Origin of the sequence: Paenibacillus sp. alder61 (genome assembly GCF_020179875.1) — a bacterium.
Taxonomy (GTDB): Bacteria; Bacillota; Bacilli; order Paenibacillales; family Paenibacillaceae; genus Fontibacillus; species Fontibacillus faecis.
Genome location: NZ_JAIUDG010000008.1, coordinates 137,801 through 155,176 on the forward strand (window position 1 = coordinate 137,801; position 17,376 = coordinate 155,176).

At 56.5% G+C, this 17,376-nt stretch carries 12 protein-coding genes; 3 read left to right on the forward strand and 9 right to left on the reverse strand.

What is annotated here, in order from left to right:
• Positions 1-5 precede the first annotated feature (5 nt).
• The 3 genes from LBW89_RS10380 to LBW89_RS10390 form a co-directional block, all read right to left on the reverse strand.
• Complete coding sequence (locus LBW89_RS10380; protein WP_225039123.1) at positions 6-398, reverse strand: cytochrome-c oxidase; 393 nt, start codon at positions 396-398, stop codon at positions 6-8.
• A gap of 77 nt (positions 399-475) precedes the next feature.
• Positions 476-2,773 (reverse strand): ATP-dependent DNA helicase, encoded by a 2,298-nt coding sequence (locus tag LBW89_RS10385; protein ID WP_225039124.1) that lies wholly within the window; start codon positions 2,771-2,773, stop codon positions 476-478.
• Between the two features lie 325 nt (positions 2,774-3,098).
• Positions 3,099-3,647: a GNAT family N-acetyltransferase gene (locus LBW89_RS10390; RefSeq protein WP_148453448.1), complete on the reverse strand. Its 549-nt coding sequence runs from the start codon at positions 3,645-3,647 to the stop codon at positions 3,099-3,101.
• Between the two features lie 102 nt (positions 3,648-3,749).
• On the opposite strand from LBW89_RS10390, the gene LBW89_RS10395 reads away from it, so the two are divergent.
• Positions 3,750-5,255, forward strand: coding sequence for a PLP-dependent aminotransferase family protein (locus LBW89_RS10395; protein ID WP_225039125.1), 1,506 nt, complete (start codon positions 3,750-3,752; stop codon positions 5,253-5,255).
• Here the strand turns inward: LBW89_RS10395 and LBW89_RS10400 are convergent.
• Positions 5,234-6,703, reverse strand: a complete 1,470-nt coding sequence (locus tag LBW89_RS10400; RefSeq protein ID WP_225039126.1) for an FAD-dependent oxidoreductase — start codon at positions 6,701-6,703, stop codon at positions 5,234-5,236. The two genes, LBW89_RS10395 and LBW89_RS10400, sit on opposite strands and share 22 nt — an antisense overlap.
• Before the next feature lie 264 nt (positions 6,704-6,967).
• On the opposite strand from LBW89_RS10400, the gene LBW89_RS10405 reads away from it, so the two are divergent.
• Together LBW89_RS10405 and LBW89_RS10410 are read left to right on the forward strand one after the other, a co-directional pair.
• Positions 6,968-8,320, forward strand: a complete 1,353-nt coding sequence (locus tag LBW89_RS10405) for a GH1 family beta-glucosidase (protein ID WP_225039127.1) — start codon at positions 6,968-6,970, stop codon at positions 8,318-8,320.
• Positions 8,321-9,367: 1,047 nt separating this feature from the next.
• A complete protein-coding gene (locus LBW89_RS10410; RefSeq protein ID WP_148453460.1) occupies positions 9,368-10,585 on the forward strand; it encodes an MFS transporter in 1,218 nt (405 codons plus the stop codon).
• 175 nt (positions 10,586-10,760) lie between these two features.
• Here LBW89_RS10410 and LBW89_RS10415 read toward each other — a convergent pair whose 3' ends face one another.
• The 5 genes from LBW89_RS10415 to LBW89_RS10435 all read right to left on the reverse strand — a co-directional run bounded on the left by LBW89_RS10415 (position 10,761) and on the right by LBW89_RS10435 (position 17,376).
• Positions 10,761-11,291, reverse strand: a complete 531-nt coding sequence (locus LBW89_RS10415; protein ID WP_148453463.1) for a phosphatase PAP2 family protein — start codon at positions 11,289-11,291, stop codon at positions 10,761-10,763.
• A gap of 45 nt (positions 11,292-11,336) precedes the next feature.
• Positions 11,337-12,548, reverse strand: a complete 1,212-nt coding sequence (locus LBW89_RS10420; RefSeq protein ID WP_148453466.1) for an MFS transporter — start codon at positions 12,546-12,548, stop codon at positions 11,337-11,339.
• Between the two features lie 17 nt (positions 12,549-12,565).
• A complete protein-coding gene (locus LBW89_RS10425) occupies positions 12,566-13,762 on the reverse strand; it encodes an MGDG synthase family glycosyltransferase (RefSeq protein ID WP_148453469.1) in 1,197 nt (398 codons plus the stop codon).
• A gap of 143 nt (positions 13,763-13,905) precedes the next feature.
• Positions 13,906-14,781 (reverse strand): MBL fold metallo-hydrolase, encoded by an 876-nt coding sequence (locus tag LBW89_RS10430; protein ID WP_148453472.1) that lies wholly within the window; start codon positions 14,779-14,781, stop codon positions 13,906-13,908.
• Between the two features lie 69 nt (positions 14,782-14,850).
• Positions 14,851-17,376: an ABC transporter permease gene (locus LBW89_RS10435; protein ID WP_148453475.1), complete on the reverse strand. Its 2,526-nt coding sequence runs from the start codon at positions 17,374-17,376 to the stop codon at positions 14,851-14,853.

Here is a 17,376-nt window from a genome sequence, read left to right on the forward strand (position 1 = left end):
TCCCCCTACTTCCGCGCCCCATGCTCCGGTCGAACGTTGAGGAACACATTCACCGCAAACAGAAGCACGCTTACCGTCACCAGGATCGCTCCCAGCGCGGTAATCCGCTCAAAGGCGGCATTTCCCTTCACCACCATGGCCAGCGCGACCATCATAACCGGAAAGCCGATCATGTGCGTCCAGAATTGGAGAACGCCCAGGAAACTGGCCGCTCCCTCGGGGAACAACCAGTAGATCACGCCCGCCAGCGCGAAGGAAGCCCATCCCAGCAAATTGACGTGCGCGTGGACGCTCCCCAGGTCATAATCGTGGTTCATGGACATGTACATGCCGAGCAGTATGCCGATAACGAAATAGACGACCGAAACTTTCAAATAGGTGATCCCGGTGATCTTCATGCGGTTTGACCTCCCTTTTTGTCACAAAAAGTTCAAACGCTTGATTTCCTCACCATTGTATTCCTGCTTGGCCCGCTTCATGACCATTCCTCCGGGAGCAGCCTCGCATAGTGGGGCTGCCGGTACCGGTCATCCACCAGCAGCAGTACGCCCTGGTCCTTCTCCGACCGAATCAGCCGGCCTCCGGCCTGGAGCACCTTGTTCATCCCGGGATAAACGTACGCGTAATCAAACCCGTCCTTGCCCTGCGCCTGAAAGTACTCCTTGATGATGTCGCGCTCCAGCCCGATTTGCGGCAGCCCGACGCCCACTACGGCTACGCCCGTCAACCGGTCGCCCACCAGGTCGATCCCTTCCGAAAAAATCCCGCCCATCACGGCGAAACCGACCAGCGTGTCCTCCCGGCCCGCCTCAAAAGCCGCCAGGAATGCCTCCCGCTCCGCTTCGGACATTTCCCCCCGCTGTACGAGCAGCCGGACGCCCTCCGGGCCTTCCGCCGCAAACGCCTCATAAATCAGGTTCATATAGGCGTACGAAGGGAAAAAGAACAGGTAGTTTCCCGGCGGCCTTTCCGCCACGGCCCGGCGCAGAAGCCCCGCCAGTGCGTCCTTTGTCTGCTCCCGGTCGCGGTAGCGCGTCGACAGAGGATGAATTTGGACGTCCAGCTGTTCCCGGGAGAACGGGGATGGAATCGTGACCGTATAATCTTCCGGCCCGGCTCCCAGCATATCCCGGTAATAGGGCAGCGGCGATAATGTCGCCGAGAAAAAGATCGAGGAGCGAAATCCCTTCCTCGCTTCCCGCAGCAGGTAGGAAGGATCGAGGCAGAACATCTTGATGCGCACGTCTTTGGGGGAGTCCTCCGCATAGGTGACATACCGCTCGTCGTACAGCTTGCCGATCCGCACAAAAGCTTGGGCGTTGAAATAAGCCTGCAGCAGCAGCTCGCGGTCCTCGGGGTGTGCGGCCGCCGGGCCGGGTGAAGCGAGCTCCGGCTCCGCCTGGAGGATAAATTCCTCCAGCAAAGCGAGCAGGTCCTCGGGTTTATCCCGGTCCACCCGATGCGGTCCCTCGATTTTTTTGCGCAGCGCGATAAAATATCCGTTGACCGCCTTGGCTGCCCGGTGCACCCCCGCGTTCACGCCTTTATAAGCCCGCTGCAGGGCGAGGAAACCGGCCTTTTCCAAAACCGCCGAGTACATTTCCCTGCCCCGGTCGACCAGATTGTGGGCCTCGTCCACCAGCAGCGCGGTCCGGTTCTTTTGCTCGGCGAACAATCTTTTTAAGGACACGCGAGGGTCGAATACGTAGTTATAGTCGCAGATGACCGCGTCGGCGGCGTAGGCCAATTCCAGCGAAAATTCGAACGGGCATACCGTGTGCTTCCGAGCGTACCGCTCGATCACCTGGCGGGTGATCCGGGTTTCCTGGGACAGGATGTCCAGCACGGCCCCGTTTATCCGGTCATAGAAGCCGTCGGCAAACGGGCAGTCCTCCTTCCGGCAGCTCATTTCATCTTGGAGGCAGACCTTTTCCTTGGCGGTAATGGTCACCGTGTGCAGGTGAAGACCGCGCGATTCCATGAGCGCAAAAGCCTCCTCCGCGGCGGTCCGCGTAATCGTGCGGGCGGTCAGATAGAACAGATGCTGCAAATGTCCTTCCCCCATCGCTTTGACGGCGGGAAAGGTGGTGGAGATCGTTTTCCCGATGCCGGTCGGCGCCTTGGCGAACAGGTTTACGTTCTCTGCGATCGTCTTGTAGACCGCTCCCGCCAGCATGCGCTGTCCCGCCCGGTAGGCCGGAAAAGGGAACGCCAGCTCCGCGACGCTGCGATCCCGCGCCTGCCGATGATCGCGGAGCATCTTCGCGAATGGCGCATAGCTCCGCACCACCTCCTGCACGAAGGCCTCCAACTCGGCGAATGCCGCCGTCTGCAGGAATCGTTTTTGATCGCCGGACGGAAGCTGGACATAGGTCAGCTGAATGTTCATTTGCGTCAGCCCGCGATCCTTCGCCACGATATACGCGTAGCATTTGGCCTGGGCCCAGTGTACAGGGTACGTATCCTCCGCAATCAACGTCAGATCCCCGGACGTCGACTTGATTTCGTCCACGGTCAGCGTTCCGTCCGCTTCCCGCAGCAGGCCGTCGCACCGCCCGTCCACGGCAAAAAGGAGATCCCCCCAAGGGATCTCCGCCGATACGTACACTTCTTTCTCATCGCCCTCGCCGTATTCGCGCTGCACCTGCTGGTGCGCCCTTGTCCCCTCGACGAGAGCCTGGGCCGTCCGGAAACCGCCCAGGTCCAGATCGCCGCCGCGAAACACATACTCTACCAGCGGCCTTACCGCTATACTAACAACCGGATTGCTCATCGTTTCCTCCGCCGTCACAGAACGTTTGTTCTAAGTATAGCATACGCGCGGGGAGAAGGGGTACCTATAGCCGATAGGCGAGCATGGGGAAATCCCTTGGAAACTGAAAAAGATGCAAATCTGCAACAATTTTTAGCCGTCTATCGGACTCCGATCAAAATTCCTGCAAATCTGCAGGAATTTTTGGACACATTCGCAAAATTTCCTTGTTCCGCCATAAAAGCTTGCAGATTCGCAGGAATTTTTAGTTTTTCCCCCCGATGAGGAAAAAAGCCTGCAGATTTGCAGGAATTCACACGAGATGTGCGACGTTTCCCGTTTCCGCCTAACCCTTCGCCGCCCGGAACTCATGCTCCAACAAGCTCATCGTAATGGAATCGTGATACTTGTGATTGTAAAAGAGCGCTTCGCGCTGAACCCCTTCCTTCTTAAATCCCAGCTTCTCATAAACATGGAGCGCGCGGGGATTGTAATCGAAGACGTTCAATTCGATGCGGTGCATATTCAGAATGCCGAAGCCGTAATCCAGCATCAGTCTTAGCGCCTCGCTGCCGTATCCTTTCCCCGTCTGTGCCTGCGAACTGATCGCGATGCGGATGTTGCAGTTCCGGTTGTACGGATCGATATCCTGTAACGCGATATCCCCGATCAACTCGTCGTTCTCCCGCAGGGCGATCAGCAGCAGCACGCTGGAATCGTCCTGATTTTTGCGTTCGATATAGGCGGCGGTCCCCTCCTTCGTGAAGTGCCGCTGGGTTCCCGTCAGCCTCCGCGTTTCCGGATCGTATAAATTGTAAAAATACCACTCCGCATCGTCCACGCCGATCGGACGCAAATAAACCTGCTTTCCTTCCAAAAATCTGGCGTATTTCATCGTACTCCATCATCCCTTCGGTTCTCTTGTCCATCCACTATAGCAAGTTATTGTATACTTAAAAATATACAAATTGGTCAAAAAGAAAAGGACAGATGAACAGTGGACTTTTTTGCGAACCTTCTTCCGCCGGGAGCCGCCGATTCCCGCCCAAGCTACCGATACCAGGAAATCTACGAGATGATCAAGCAGAACATCATCAACGGGATGCTCACCGAGGATAACCGCTTGCCCTCCATCCGCAAGCTCGCCGAATTTCTGTCGCTCAGCGCGACGCCGGTCGAGCTGGCGTACCAGCAGTTGATCGCCGAGGGTTTTATCGAGAGCCGACCAAGGCGGGGTTACTACGTAACCAAGCTGCCGGAAGCTTACGGAAAGCTCGGCAGACCCGCCGTCCTCCCGGGAGAGAAAACCGTTCCTCCCGCTTCCGCCGCCCAGGCCGAACCAGAGAAGATCCTGGGCGAGATCCGCTATGATTTTCATCTCTCCAAGAACGACTTCACCCTGTTCCCTTTTTCCATTTGGAAAAGGCTCCATCATCAGCTGTTCGGACCCGAACACCGGGATCTGATGTTTTATGGAGATGCCCAAGGGGAGCTCGGGCTGCGCCGGGAAATCGCCGGATATCTGCGCCAATTCCGCGGCGTGATCTGCGATCCCGGCCGGATTATCGTTGCGGCGGAGCAGCAGATGCTGGTCCAATACCTTGCGCTTCTGTTCAAGAATCATACCGACGGCCTGGCCGCCGAAGATCCCGGCTATCGACTGATCCCGGCGACGTTTCACGCGCTCGGTTACCGGATTGATCCGATCGCTCTCGATGATGCCGGTCTTCGCCCGGACCTACTGCGGCAAAGCTCGGCCAGGCTGGTCAGCGTCTCGCCTTCCCATCAGTTTCCGCTCGGGATAACGATGCCCGTCGGGCGCAGGCTGGAATTGCTGGAATGGGCCAAAGCGGTGGACGGTTATATTTTGGAGGACGATTACGGCGGCGAATTCCGCTACCAAGGCAGGCCGATTCCCTCGCTGCAAGGACTCGTGGCGAACAACCATGTGATCTATCTGGGCGGCTTTTCGCAAGTATTGGCGCCCGATTTCTGCATTCACTACATGGTGCTTCCGGAACATTTGGTTGCCCGGTATCATGACCTGCGGCGGAATCTCATGTTCGAAGCTTCCGCCTCGCGAATCCATCAGCGGGTTCTGGAGCAGTTCATCCAAGGGGGATACTTCGAAAGACATGTGCGCAGAATGCGTAATTTATATCGCAAGAAAAACGTGCTGTTGACCGCCTCCATTCAAAAGCACTTCGGCGGCCGGGCCGCCATTTTGGGCGACGGGGCGGGGCTGCACCTTGTGCTGGAAATCCGCTCCCGCCTGAGCGAAGCGGAGCTGCTCCGATTGGCCGGGGAGGCGGGGGTCAGGGTCGCATCGGCGGCGTTCTTCTGGCACAAAAAAACCGAAACCGACCAAAAACGCTTTATGGTCGGTTTCGGAGGCATCCCCGCGGAGCTCATTGACGAAGGCATCCAACGCTTGCATGAGGCTTGGTCCGCGTACCTGATTGAACCCGGAGGATCGGAGATTCAGCGGGCCAACCGGATATGATACTCCTTCTCCAGATAGCGGTGAATCCGTTTAAAATCGGCCGGGGTCAGCTCATGCAGCCGCTTGCCGTCCTTGAGCTCACGGCCAAGGATAATGCCGATGGTTTCTCCGGCCAGCGCCGTGGTAGGGATAATACGCGCACTGCCGTAGGCTTTGATCGCGGCACCGACATTTTTGCCCGCCACCAGCACATTGTCATAGTTCTTCAACTCGAAAGAGCGCAGCGGGATGCCGTACCGGTCGGGCTTTCCGTAACCGATCCCTTTTTTGACGATCCGCGTGGCCTGCAAATCGACGGGATAGCCGCCGATCGTCACATTGTCCCAAAACATCCGGCCGGACATGAGATCCGGATAATCCAGCACGTATTCCGTCTCATACCGGTTGTAGTCTCGAATGTACAAATATTCCGGGTATCCGTTCAGCTTTGCTTTGGCAAAGCCGGGAATATGTTTGCGCAAATACTCCAAAATATAAGGGGCCTCCGCCTTTCCTTTCGCCACAGCCGCCGCAACGGACTTCGGGTCGGCCGGATCCACATCGTAGATCAGCAAACTGTTGATGATAACCTCGCCGTCCTGCTGATAGGTCGCATTGAGACCGCGCAGCATCAGTTGGCTGTCCCGGGGCTTATAGTTATAAGTCAAATTGCTGAATCCGGTGGCAAAATCCCAGTCGACATAGGTGTTGGAGCCGTATTTTTCACGGACATGGGTCAGCGGGTAATCGTCTAGAACGGCCTGGTGCAGCGCCTTCCAATCGATATTTTTAAACTTCAGCATATACGTCGCCGCCATGTAATCGGGTTTCTTGCCTTTATACAGGCTTTCCATGCCCGGAATCCGCCTGCCGTTCAGTTTTCCGGTCAATGCATTGAAATCCGTGTTCTCGACAAAATACTCCGCTTGCACCGTGTACTTCGACCCCTCTGTTGTCCGGTATGTCAGCGACTTCAGCGACTTCAACGACCTCCCCGGCTTTCCTTCCTCCCGCGGCGAGGTTTCCACCGCTTCGATCGCAATCCCGCTCTTCAGGGGAATCCCCCGGAGTAGCCGGTTGAAGTAGCGCTCAAAGGCGGCCGGCTTGCGGACCGATCCCGCTTTATAGCCGTCGTACAAGGTCTTCAATTCGCCTTGCACCAAGCTCCGCTTCTTGTTGTCGTTAGGCTCGTCCAGAACGAGCATCTGGCCTTGGATCAACTCTCCGCCCGGCTTGCTGCGCGGGTCTAAAATCAGCACGTTTAATCCGAGATCATGGGCGGATTTGGCCAGCAGCACCCCTTCGATCTCACTGCCGACCACTACGACGTCGTAACGGGTGCAGCCGACCCCGCAAGAGTCCGCCCGTTTCGGGGCCGCGGCTCCCGACGGACTGTAAACATGTAACATCAAAGCGGCGGTTAGGAGGGCAAGACAATAACGAAAAAACTTACTGCGGCGGTTTATCATAGACGACACGTTCTCCTCGCATAGGTAATATGAGGCTATTGTACCTCCGGTCAGACCGGAGCATCCAGTATCTAACGGCTTTTTTTAGGAAACCCTATCCCCGCAAAGGCAGTAGATCCCACGAATTTCGCAGATCCTTACCCCTGTGTTCTAACCTATCGCCACCCTTTCCCCGGGTTCGACATCATTCCCGGATGGATGTTCATTTGTTATTATCTAATCTATAATTTAGGAATAACAAGTAAATAAGAAGGGGGTTTGAGCATGAGCTTCCAACGCGATTTTGTCTGGGGGGCGGCCACGGCGGCCTACCAAATCGAAGGAGCGGCCCGGGAGGACGGAAAAGGATTATCCGTATGGGATATGTGCTCCGGGATTCCCGGTTTTATCAAAAGCGGGCATACCGGGGAGATAGCCTGCGATCACTACCATCGTTATAAAGAAGACGTTCGGATCATGAAGGAACTCGGGTTAAAAGCTTATCGCATGTCCATCTCGTGGCCGCGGGTATTGCCGGAAGGGACGGGCCGCATCAACGACAAAGGGCTGGAATTCTATGATCGTTTGGTTGACGAGCTATTGGAGAACGGCATCGCTCCCTATGTGACTCTATTTCATTGGGACTATCCTCATGAGCTGTTTAAAAAAGGCGGATGGCTTCACCCGGACAGCTCCGACTGGTTTGCCGAGTATACGCGGACGGTCGCCGAGCGCTTGTCCGACCGGGTCAAGCACTGGTTCACGCAAAACGAACCGCAGTGCTACCTGGGACTCGGCCATTTTACAGGCACCCATGCCCCGGGCCTGAAGCTCGGGCCCGCCGAATGGCTGCAGGCGGTGCACAACTCGCTTCTTGCGCACGGCAAGGCGGTTCAGGCGCTGCGGCAGACCTCCAAGCAGCCTTGCGAAATCGCTTATGCCCCGGTCGGTATCACCTCGTACCCCGTCACGCCGACGCCGGAGAATATCGAGGCGGCCCGGGAGCGGACGTTCGGTATTACGGAACCTACGTTTTGGATGAATACGTGGTATATGGATCCCGTTTTTTTCGGGAAGTATCCCGAGGACGGGTTACGTATGTTCGAGCCTTGGCTGCCGAAGTTCCAATCCGGCGATATGGACATCATCCGCCAGCCGCTTGATTTTCTGGGTCTCAACATTTACCACGGCACCCCGGTGCAAAAAGGAGCGGACGGACAGCCCGAGGTCATCGGCAACGCGGCGGGCCATCCCGAAACCATGACCCGCTGGACGGTGACCCCGGAATCCTTGTATTGGGGACCCAAGCTGTTCCACGAACGATACGGGCTTCCGATCATGATTACGGAGAACGGCCTGTCCAGCATGGATTGGGTCAGCCTGGACGGGAAGGTCCATGATACGCAGCGCATCGACTTCCTCCACCGTTACCTGCGGGAATACCGCAGGGCCGCCGCTGACGGCGTGCCGCTGAAGGGCTACTTCTGCTGGTCGCTCCTGGATAACTTCGAGTGGGCCGAGGGTTACCACGAGCGTTTCGGTCTCGTGCATGTCGATTATAGCGACGGCAAACGAACCATCAAGGATTCCGGTTATTGGTATCGATCGGTGATCGAGAGCAATGGCGACGCGCTGTAAGTTTGAAAGAGCCTCCGACTCACCTTGGGGTGGGCTGAGGCTCTTTTTTACAGGGCAAGCGGTTACATTTAATTTTGAGGACAACGGGCGAAATTAACCCTTGATCTTATGCGATTTAAACCTAATAATTAGTAGCTGTATAAGTTGAATGTTAGTTGAGTCATCGGCGCTGCATTAAAACTGATATGGGTGCTGCTATCCGCAGTCTCAGCTGCCGCCCGTTATAATAGCGGCGTTTTGGGCCGTTATTTTGGGCCAATTTGCGTTTTCGGAAAAAATAACGGCCCAAAAGGGCCTTATTGCTCTGGTGCGAGTCCAAAAATCAGGTTTTGGCCCGCTTTTCCCTAAAATAAGGCCTCAAAAGACCGCTATTTCTCACCGAAGGGACGAATTCGACAAAATCACGCCTCAAATGGCCCCTATCCACCCGCCCGGCTTCAAAGGGAGGCGATTACGGCCATTAGACCCTTCGGGTTAATGCAACGCTAGTGGTCAAAGAGGCCCTTATTGGCCTTGTACCGACCCAAAGTCAGGGTTTCGATCGCTTTTTCCCAAAAATAAGAGCCTAAAAAGCCGCTATTCGGTTCCGATAAGCCAAATTCGACAAAATCACACCGGAAAAGACCCTTGTTTATTTCCCACCGCTGTCAAAGGGTATCGGCTACGTCGGAGTCTACATCATTAACTGGAAAATATCCTGTTAATTTACCGCTCTTGGCTTTTCCATCAGAATTAGCTGGAAAAGTTCCAGCTAATTCGCGGACCTATTGCCGAAATACACAATTTCGGGCGAATTAACGGGAGGTTCTCCAGCTAATTCGCCTCTACAGCCGCATATGTACCAAATTAACGGGAGGTTTTCCCTTTAATTCAAACCAAACATCTAGTTGTAGATCAAGAGCGTGAAAAGAACGCTTCACGCCGCTGTCTAATATGCAAATCCATAGTTCAACCTATATAATTCGACAAAATCACGCTGCATCGGGGCCTTGATCCTGAACGGCCTACAATATTGGGAAGACCCGCTCTTCAGAAAGGTTGTACAACATGAATTCTACATCCACACCCGCTCTTAGCGAAACTAAGGCTGCGGCCTCCACAAAAAAAGAACCGTTTCCCGTCGCGCTTCTGTCGCTGACGGTCGGTTCGTTCGCCATCGGCATGACCGAATTCGTCATCATGGGCTTGCTTCCGAATGTGGCGGCTGATCTGCATGTCAGCATCTCCACCGCCGGGCAGCTGATCACGGCTTACGCCATGGGCGTAGCGATCGGCGCCCCCATTCTGACGCTGCTCACCCAACGTATCCCGCAAAAAGGATTGCTCTGCCTGCTGATGATATTGTTCATCTTGGGCAACGGCATCTCCGTATTTGCTCCGAATTATACGGTTCTCATGGCGGCGCGCATTCTGACCGCGCTGACCCACGGCACGTTCTTCGGCGTCGGGGCCGTCATCGCCGCCGGCCTCGTCCGGCCAGAGAAGCGCGCCGGCGCCGTCTCGATCATGATGGCCGGCCTGACCATAGCCAACATCGTCGGCGTCCCGCTCGGCACCTTCGTCGGCCAGCAGATGGGCTGGCGTGCCTCCTTCGGCGCCATCGCGATCATGGGCGTCATCGCCTTGGCCGGCATACTGCTGTTCGTGCCGCGGCTGCGCCAGGAAGCGCCCAGCGGGATGGCCCAGCAGATTCGCTCGCTCCTGCGCCCGAAACTGCTGCTGTTCCTGCTGATCGCGGCGCTCGGCAACACGAGTCTGTTCGCCGTCTTTACTTACATCGCCCCGCTGCTTCAGGATATTACCGGCTTCGCCGAGCACAGCGTGACCTGGATTCTCGTGATCTTCGGCTTCGGCGTGACGATCGGCAATATCCTCGGTGGACGCCTGGCGGACTGGAAGCTGATGCCGTCACTGCTCGGGCTTTATCTGATGGTAGCCGTTCTTCTCGGCGTCTTCACCTTCACGATTCAAAGCCCGGTTCTGGCGGTCATCACGATCTTCTTCTGGGGCGTCGCTTCGTTCGGCGTCATGCCCGGCCTTCAGGTGCGCATCATGAGCCTGGCCCAGGCGGCGCCCGCCCTCGCCTCCACCTCCAGCCACTCGGCCGGCAACCTGGGGAACGCCGCCGGCGCCTTTATCGGCGGGCTGGCCATTACCCACCTGGGCCTGACGTCGCTGCCGTGGATCGGCTCGCTGCTCGTCAGCCTCGCGTTGATTCTTGGCGCGATCAGCTATGGCGCCGAGCGTAAACAGGGCGCGGCGTAGGCCGGTCGGTCCGGTTTCGCCCCTAGGTAATAGGAAAAAGCCTGCAAATTTGCAGGCTTTTTTCTATTGGCGCCTCGTAGGCGTCTCGGCATCGACATCGATGCGCAACCTCCCGGCGGCCGCCGGATTATCGGCCCCACTGTGGAGACAGCGCCAACAACGGGTGTCCATCAACTCATGCCGCCCCCAGCACGACCAGCAGGGCCGTCCCCGAGCCGAGGAAGCAACCGGCCAGGCAGTCGGAGGGGTAGTGCACGCCCAGGTATATCCGCGACAGGCCGACGATCGACGCGAGCGGCAGCAGGATTTGCGCCAGACCCGGAGCCACGAACAGAAAAGGAATCGCGACGGAGAACGCCGCCGTCGTGTGCCCCGACGGGAAGGAATAGTCCTTCAGCGGAAGAATGGCGATTTGGGCCTGCGCCAGGGCATTGTAGGGCCGGACGCGCTGAAACGTATTCTTGATCAGCACGGCGAGCAGATGGCTCACCGTCAAAGCGATCAAGCTTAGCCAGCCGGTTCGCCGCCATGGGCCTTCCGCAAACAGAATCACGGACAGGACGCAGCCAATGGTGAAGGCGGCGCTGCCCATGTGGGTGAATTTTTTGAGGAACCCATCCAGCCAGCGGTTTCGCAATCTGTGGTTGCACCACAGAAACAGCCGGTTGTCATATTCACGCATCCTAAGATAATAACGGTTTTTCATGTCCCAACACTCCAAGCGGAAGCAAACTTTATAACAGGCGGGCGGCTAGTGCGGCTGTCCTGCCTTTTGTCCGGCGGTTTTGTATGAACTGACCGGCCGAATCCAGTAAAATATCATAATCGCAAACAGCAGGATGGCGCTGATGCCCACCGTCACCGTAGCGTCGAAGCTTTCCGCCATCCATCCCCCGAGCATCGGCCCGATGATAACGCCGATTCCTTCAATTCCGGAGAGAACGCCCCAGCCCGTCGCTTTTTGCTCGGCCGGGACGAAGTAGGACAGTATCGCGTTCCAGGCCGGCAGCACGGCGGCATAAGCGGCACCGAGGCAGACCGCGAGGAGCATCGTGCTGAACATCTGCCGGGAGTAAATGAGCAAGCCCAGGCAGGCGGCCAAAGCCCCGAAGCCGACGATCAGCAGCCATTTGTGGCCCCACTTGTCGGCGAGACGGCCCATCGGAATCAGCAGGAGCACGGTCATCGCTCCGCCGGCCATCAGCACGATGGAATATCCCGAATAATCCAGCGCAAGATATTCCGAAGCGAAGCTCGGCAGCACCGGCACCAGCAGTCCCGCGGCCATCGTCTGTACGATCATGCCGGGAACGAGCGGCTTCATTTGCGTAAGCTTGTTCTTCATCTCCCGCATCTGCTGCCTGAACGGAATCGCGGCAATTTGACTGGCGGACGGGAATTCGACCTTAATCACGGCCGCCAGCAGCCAGCCGGCACACCATAATCCGGCGAGCAGCCAGAACGACAGCTCATAACTCCGGTCGATCAAAAAGTTGACCGCGACCGGACCGAGCCCGAGAGATACCAGCCAGATCGTATAGACCGAACCCATTTGCGAGCCCCGGCTGTCCTCCTGAATTTGCGAAAGGCACAGCAGCCATACGGGAGATACCCCGATGCCGATCAACCCGGCCCCGAGGATGATGGCCCAAGGGGCGCTCACGCCATAGGAGACGAGCAAACCGAGCAGGCCTAACAGCAGGAACAAATTCAAGATCAGCCGGGCCGGAAACCGGTCAAGCACGTATCCCGCCACGACCTTGATCAAGGTGTCGGCCAAATAATGCACCGAGATGGCGATTCCCACGGCGGCCAACGTAATATGCCGCTCTTTCGCAAAGGCGGGAAGAAAAGAAATCAGAAAAGCGCTGCGGGCCATTTCGGTCAAAAACAAAATGGCTGAACGATGCAGAAAAGAAGGAGAAAATTGACTCCGCCATGCGGATTTTACTGAACGCTTCATAAATTCATTAGACTCTCCTATACTCCATATTTATCTGGTTCATCATCCTCGGCCAGCGGTCCGCCGATGCAAACAACCTGACGGCGGTACTCCTCTCCGGCTCTGACCGGCTGCTCCGCCACCGTACGCAGTACATCCTCTACAATCGTATCGGAGGCATGCCCTACGGCGAGAGCTTCGTATTGCCTGATCATCTCGTTTCTTTTTTCTTCGGAATCCAGAATTTCGCGGGCCCGCTCCACCAGTTCACCCACGCTCGAGGCGACCGACGCCGCTCCCTTGCGCTCAAGATACCGGGCGTTCTCCAATTCCTGTCCGGAAAAAGGCCGGTAGACGACTATCGGCGTGCGAATTTGGATCGCCTCCGACAGCGTGATTCCTCCCGCTTTCGTAATCACACAGGAAGCCCGCCGCATCCGCTCGTGAATCTCCTCGACATACCCGAACAGGCGCAGCCGATCATTCCCGGCGAACCGGCGCTCCAGCCTCCGCTTCATCTTGTCGTTTCCGCCGCAGACGATGTCGACCCGTACGTTCTCCAGCGCCAGCAGCTTCGCGATCACCAACTGAATATTCGGGAGAGGGATGTAGGCTCCCATTAAAATGAGAATGGTACGGGGCCGGGGCTGTTCCGATTTTGGCGAAGCCGGCGTGCAAAACGGTTCGCGAACCGGAATGCCGGTCACCGTAATCGCATCGCGATCGGCTCCGCGCCGCACCATCTCCGTTTTCAAATCCTCCGTCGCTACGTAAAAACGGTCGGAGCGGGTAAGCAGCCAGCGGTTATGCAAACTGAAATCGGTGACAACCGTAAACCAGGGAACGTGGATGCCGTTCTTTTTCAAAGTCTCGGAAATCCCCCCGAAGGGAAACGTGCAGATGATGGCATCCGGCCGCAGCTCCTTCAGAATGGCGACGAATTTCTTTACGCCGAGCCACCCGCTCCATTTCGCAAACGCGCTGTTCGTCTTCGCATTCCGGGTGGCGTAATAACTCCAGCCGTAATAGTCCAGACCATACGACGAAAAATACGGGCTGCATAGGTACAAATAGCGGGAGATGGAGTTCATCCCGGGGTGCGCTTCCTGGTAAAGGTCCACGATGCTGATATTGCCGATCCCGCGCCGGTAAAAAGACTGCTGCAGTGTTCGGGACACCTGAATATGGCCGTTCCCATATCCGGCGGTCAGGATGACGATCTTCAAATCTCTCAAGACGAGCTACCTGCCTTTCCACCGATTTGACGTAACCTCCCGCTTCTTCCGTTCACTATCCGATAATTAGTATATAAAAGTTCAAGGTGAACGAAACCGGGCAGGCGTCGGGGAGTTTCCCCGACTATAGTCCAGAAAATGACTTATTTTACAATGCCGTCGGGCTTGCGGCGCAACTCCGCCATAAAATAATCCATCGCGCTTTGAAACTCGTCCGGCAGACTTTCCGTTTGCAGGTAGTCGCACATCCCGCGGGAAACCGCATCCGGGTCCTCCCCAAAACGCTCCACGATCCGTGCAAACTGTTCCCACCTTCCGATATCGTCGTGGAAGGCCTGCCTTTTCGTCGGTACGCCGTGGGACTCCACGTAAATTTCCGCACCGTAGCTGTAAGCTTTGGAGATGAGTCTCAAAAAGTGGGCCGGCGTATAGGAAAAGGGACCGCCATACACGGATGGACCCAACGCGTCGCCGAGAAACAGCGTCTTGTCTTCTTTTACGTAAAGAAAGCAGCTATCCTCCGCATGGTCACCGCCCACATGCTCTACCGAACAGGTGACGCCGCCCAGGTCGATATCCAGACCGTCCGCAAAGAGCAGGTCCGGCACGATCACCCGCATATCGGCGATATCCCCGTACTCGCCCTTCATGTCGGAAATGGTGCGGTCGCTGATCACACCCTCGTCCGACAAGCGCCGCAGCACCGCATCGGACCATTCGAGATCCGCCAGGGAACGCAGCGTCTGCGCTGTGATCCGTTGAGCCATCACCGGCACGTCCCAGGCCGGAAGCCCAAAGGTATGGTCCCAATGCCAGTGGGTCAGCACCAAATAGTCCGGCTTCGGCAGCCCCTGCTCTTGCAGATATTCCTGAAATTGCGCCGCATGTTGGGGGGAATTCCCGGCGTCCATGAGGAGACTCTTCCGGCTGCCCCGGATGTGGGCCAGAATCGGCCGATCCGTCTCATGTTCGGCGTGCATGATATGAATATGTTCGCTAATTTGTTCAAAACGACTCAAGATAAGCTCATCTCCTCCTGAAAGTAGTATACAGAAGCCATGGACAACATGACTACCAAATTTTTACGCTCACTCCGCTTCCCGCAGCCTTTCCACGACGGTGGCTTTCGTCAACAAGCGGTAGGCCGCCAGGGTCACGGCCGCCGACAGGACGAGCAGGACCGGAATCGCGGATAAAATCGGCCAGACGGACATCCGGAATACCATAAATGCCATATTGTCGGAAATCCCCTTGCCGATCTTGTAGATCAGATATAGCCCCGCCGTTCCAAGAATGGCGCCTACGAGCAGCGTGCCGTACGCCCCCTCATAGAGGAGCGTTCTTTGAAGCTGTCTGCGGGTCATGCCGACGCTCTCCAGCACGGCAAATTCATGCCGCCTTGAAAGAATCCCCGTAATCACCGTGTTGATGTAATTCAGCACGCCGATCAGCGCAATGGTGAAACTGAGCCCATAACCAACGGTCTTAAAGACCGTAATAAAGCCCTGCATTTCTTCGACGTAATCCTCCCTCGATTTCATCGTCAGCTCCGGATGGGCATCCACCAGCGACCGAACGGCATTTCCCGCTTGCTCCAATCCGGCCTGCTCGGCATGCAAAGTCAGTGAGAGAAGCTTCGGCTCTTTCACCGACCGGGTAAATTCATCCGCCGGAAGATACCAACTGAACCCTCCGACCGGGTAAACCTGGGTTCCCGCCGCGTAGAGCGCCTGCTCGTTCAAGAGGGCCATGACCTCATATTCCCGCTCCGAACCCGGCAGCCGGATAAAATCACCGGGATGGTAATAGGTAACGTACTTCCCCTCGACATTCAACGACGCTTCCGAAATCAGCACATATTTTCCGGTCATGAACTTGTCACGATCCAACGATCCTTCGAGGATGTCTCCCTTTTGGATCTGGTTCATCCAGCCCCGGTCCACCCCGTAAAGCTGCGTACCAATCCACCCTCGTTCGAGGATATGGGAGTATGCGGGAAACTCGGGAGCCTCTTGTTCCGCCAACGGGGCCAGCATCGTTTTCATCCCCGGGGTAAGTGCCATCTCCTCGTAGGAAAAATAAACCCTGTCCACCCCGGTAATCCCCTCCGTACCGGCCAACAATCGGGTTAACTCATCCGTCAGCGCCGTCCCCGACACCACCCCGCTGGTATCCGGCAATTCCTTCACGACAAAATCCCCCGCGATGAAGGTGCTCAGGTATTTGTTTACATTCAGCGAGGAGATTAGCGCGTAAACGGTGCCGAACAGAATCAGACTGAGCGATAGGGAAGCCAGCATGAGCCATAATTTCTTCTTATGGCGGAACAGATTGGCCAGCGCCATCCGGCTCAGTTTGGCTCCCCCCGCGGAACGTTTGAACTTTTTCCGCCCTTGGCCGCCCAGGCCCGTAAATTTCACCGCTTCGACAGGGGCAATGCGAGAGGCGGCCCGGCCGGGTTTACTAGCGGCGATGCGCACCGTCAAGTAGGAAAAGAGCGCCGCACCGGCAAAAATTAACGGGCTTGCGGAGTAAGCCATCTCCAGTTTGTTTCCCGTAAAACGGGTGAGCATCGGCGTAATCCAGCAGCCTACCCCATAGCCCAGCAGCAATCCGACAGGCAAAGCGATAAGATAGAGGCGATTGGCCTGGATCGTAATGATCCTCCTCAATTGCCGGGGTGTCGTCCCGATGGTTTTTAGAAGCCCGTAAAATTTAATGTCCCGGACGACGGAGATGTGGAAGATATTATAAATAAGCAAATACCCGCTCAGCATGATGATGAGCAAGAGCACGGCGTACGGCAGCAAATCCAGCGGGTTTTCCAGCAGCTCCACGCTGGTATACGCCCAGTTCACCCCGTAATCCGCCTTGATTCCCGTATCGGCCAGCACCTTATGGATTTTGCCTTCAATTCCGAAGGCGTTGTTAAACATGACGTCCAGTCTTGTCGTATTCGTATAAGTGCCGCTGCGACGGGTCATTTCCGGATCGATGCCGGAGAGTTGGTCCCTGGCAAAAGCCTCCGAAACGAAGGCGAGTCCGGACATCGCGACGTACCGGTCCGCCTTGTAGTAGCCGGACAAGGTGAACTTCCGCGTCACCCGCTTTTTGTCGATCTCCAGCTCCAGCTCAATCTCGGAGCCCAATCGATGGGGTACGCCCAACAGGTCCAGAGCCCAGGTGTTCATCGCGATCTCATCTTTTCCCGTCGGCAAACCGCCATCCTCAAAACGAATAAAACTGTGGTCGGCGACTTGCCGATCTATCGCGTCGATCTCCACGCGCGTGCCGCGAAACGCCTCGTTTACCGCATCACCGACAAGCAGCGCCTTCCCGAATTCTTTAATGGAAGGATGCCGGGCGAGCCGCTCCGCTTCATCCGGCGTTAAATATTTGAAACTGCCGTGAAAATCGCCGCCGGACGTCTTCATCCGGGTCAATTCCATCGACCGGTTGATGTTGAACGCCATCGTGAACACGGACGTCAGCAGCAGGGTCGTCAGCACGATAGCGCTGATCACAAAAAAATTGCGCGTCCGGTTGCCCCGCAGACTCCGGCCCGCCAGCCGGGAAACCGCCGCTCCTCCGGCCGGATGATTTTTTCCCGTCAT

Excerpts from the sequence above, each read along its gene's own strand:
- LBW89_RS10380 (WP_225039123.1), bottom strand. The coding sequence starts at position 398 with ATGAAGATCACCGGGATCACCTATTTGAAAGTTTCGGTCGTCTATTTC.
- LBW89_RS10385 (WP_225039124.1), bottom strand. The coding sequence starts at position 2,773 with ATGAGCAATCCGGTTGTTAGTATAGCGGTAAGGCCGCTGGTAGAGTAT.
- LBW89_RS10390 (WP_148453448.1), bottom strand. The coding sequence starts at position 3,647 with ATGAAATACGCCAGATTTTTGGAAGGAAAGCAGGTTTATTTGCGTCCG.
- LBW89_RS10400 (WP_225039126.1), bottom strand. The coding sequence starts at position 6,703 with ATGATAAACCGCCGCAGTAAGTTTTTTCGTTATTGTCTTGCCCTCCTA.
- LBW89_RS10405 (WP_225039127.1), top strand. The coding sequence starts at position 6,968 with ATGAGCTTCCAACGCGATTTTGTCTGGGGGGCGGCCACGGCGGCCTAC.
- LBW89_RS10410 (WP_148453460.1), top strand. The coding sequence starts at position 9,368 with ATGAATTCTACATCCACACCCGCTCTTAGCGAAACTAAGGCTGCGGCC.
- LBW89_RS10415 (WP_148453463.1), bottom strand. The coding sequence starts at position 11,291 with ATGAAAAACCGTTATTATCTTAGGATGCGTGAATATGACAACCGGCTG.
- LBW89_RS10420 (WP_148453466.1), bottom strand. The coding sequence starts at position 12,548 with ATGAAGCGTTCAGTAAAATCCGCATGGCGGAGTCAATTTTCTCCTTCT.
- LBW89_RS10435 (WP_148453475.1), bottom strand. The coding sequence starts at position 17,376 with ATGACGGGAAAAAATCATCCGGCCGGAGGAGCGGCGGTTTCCCGGCTG.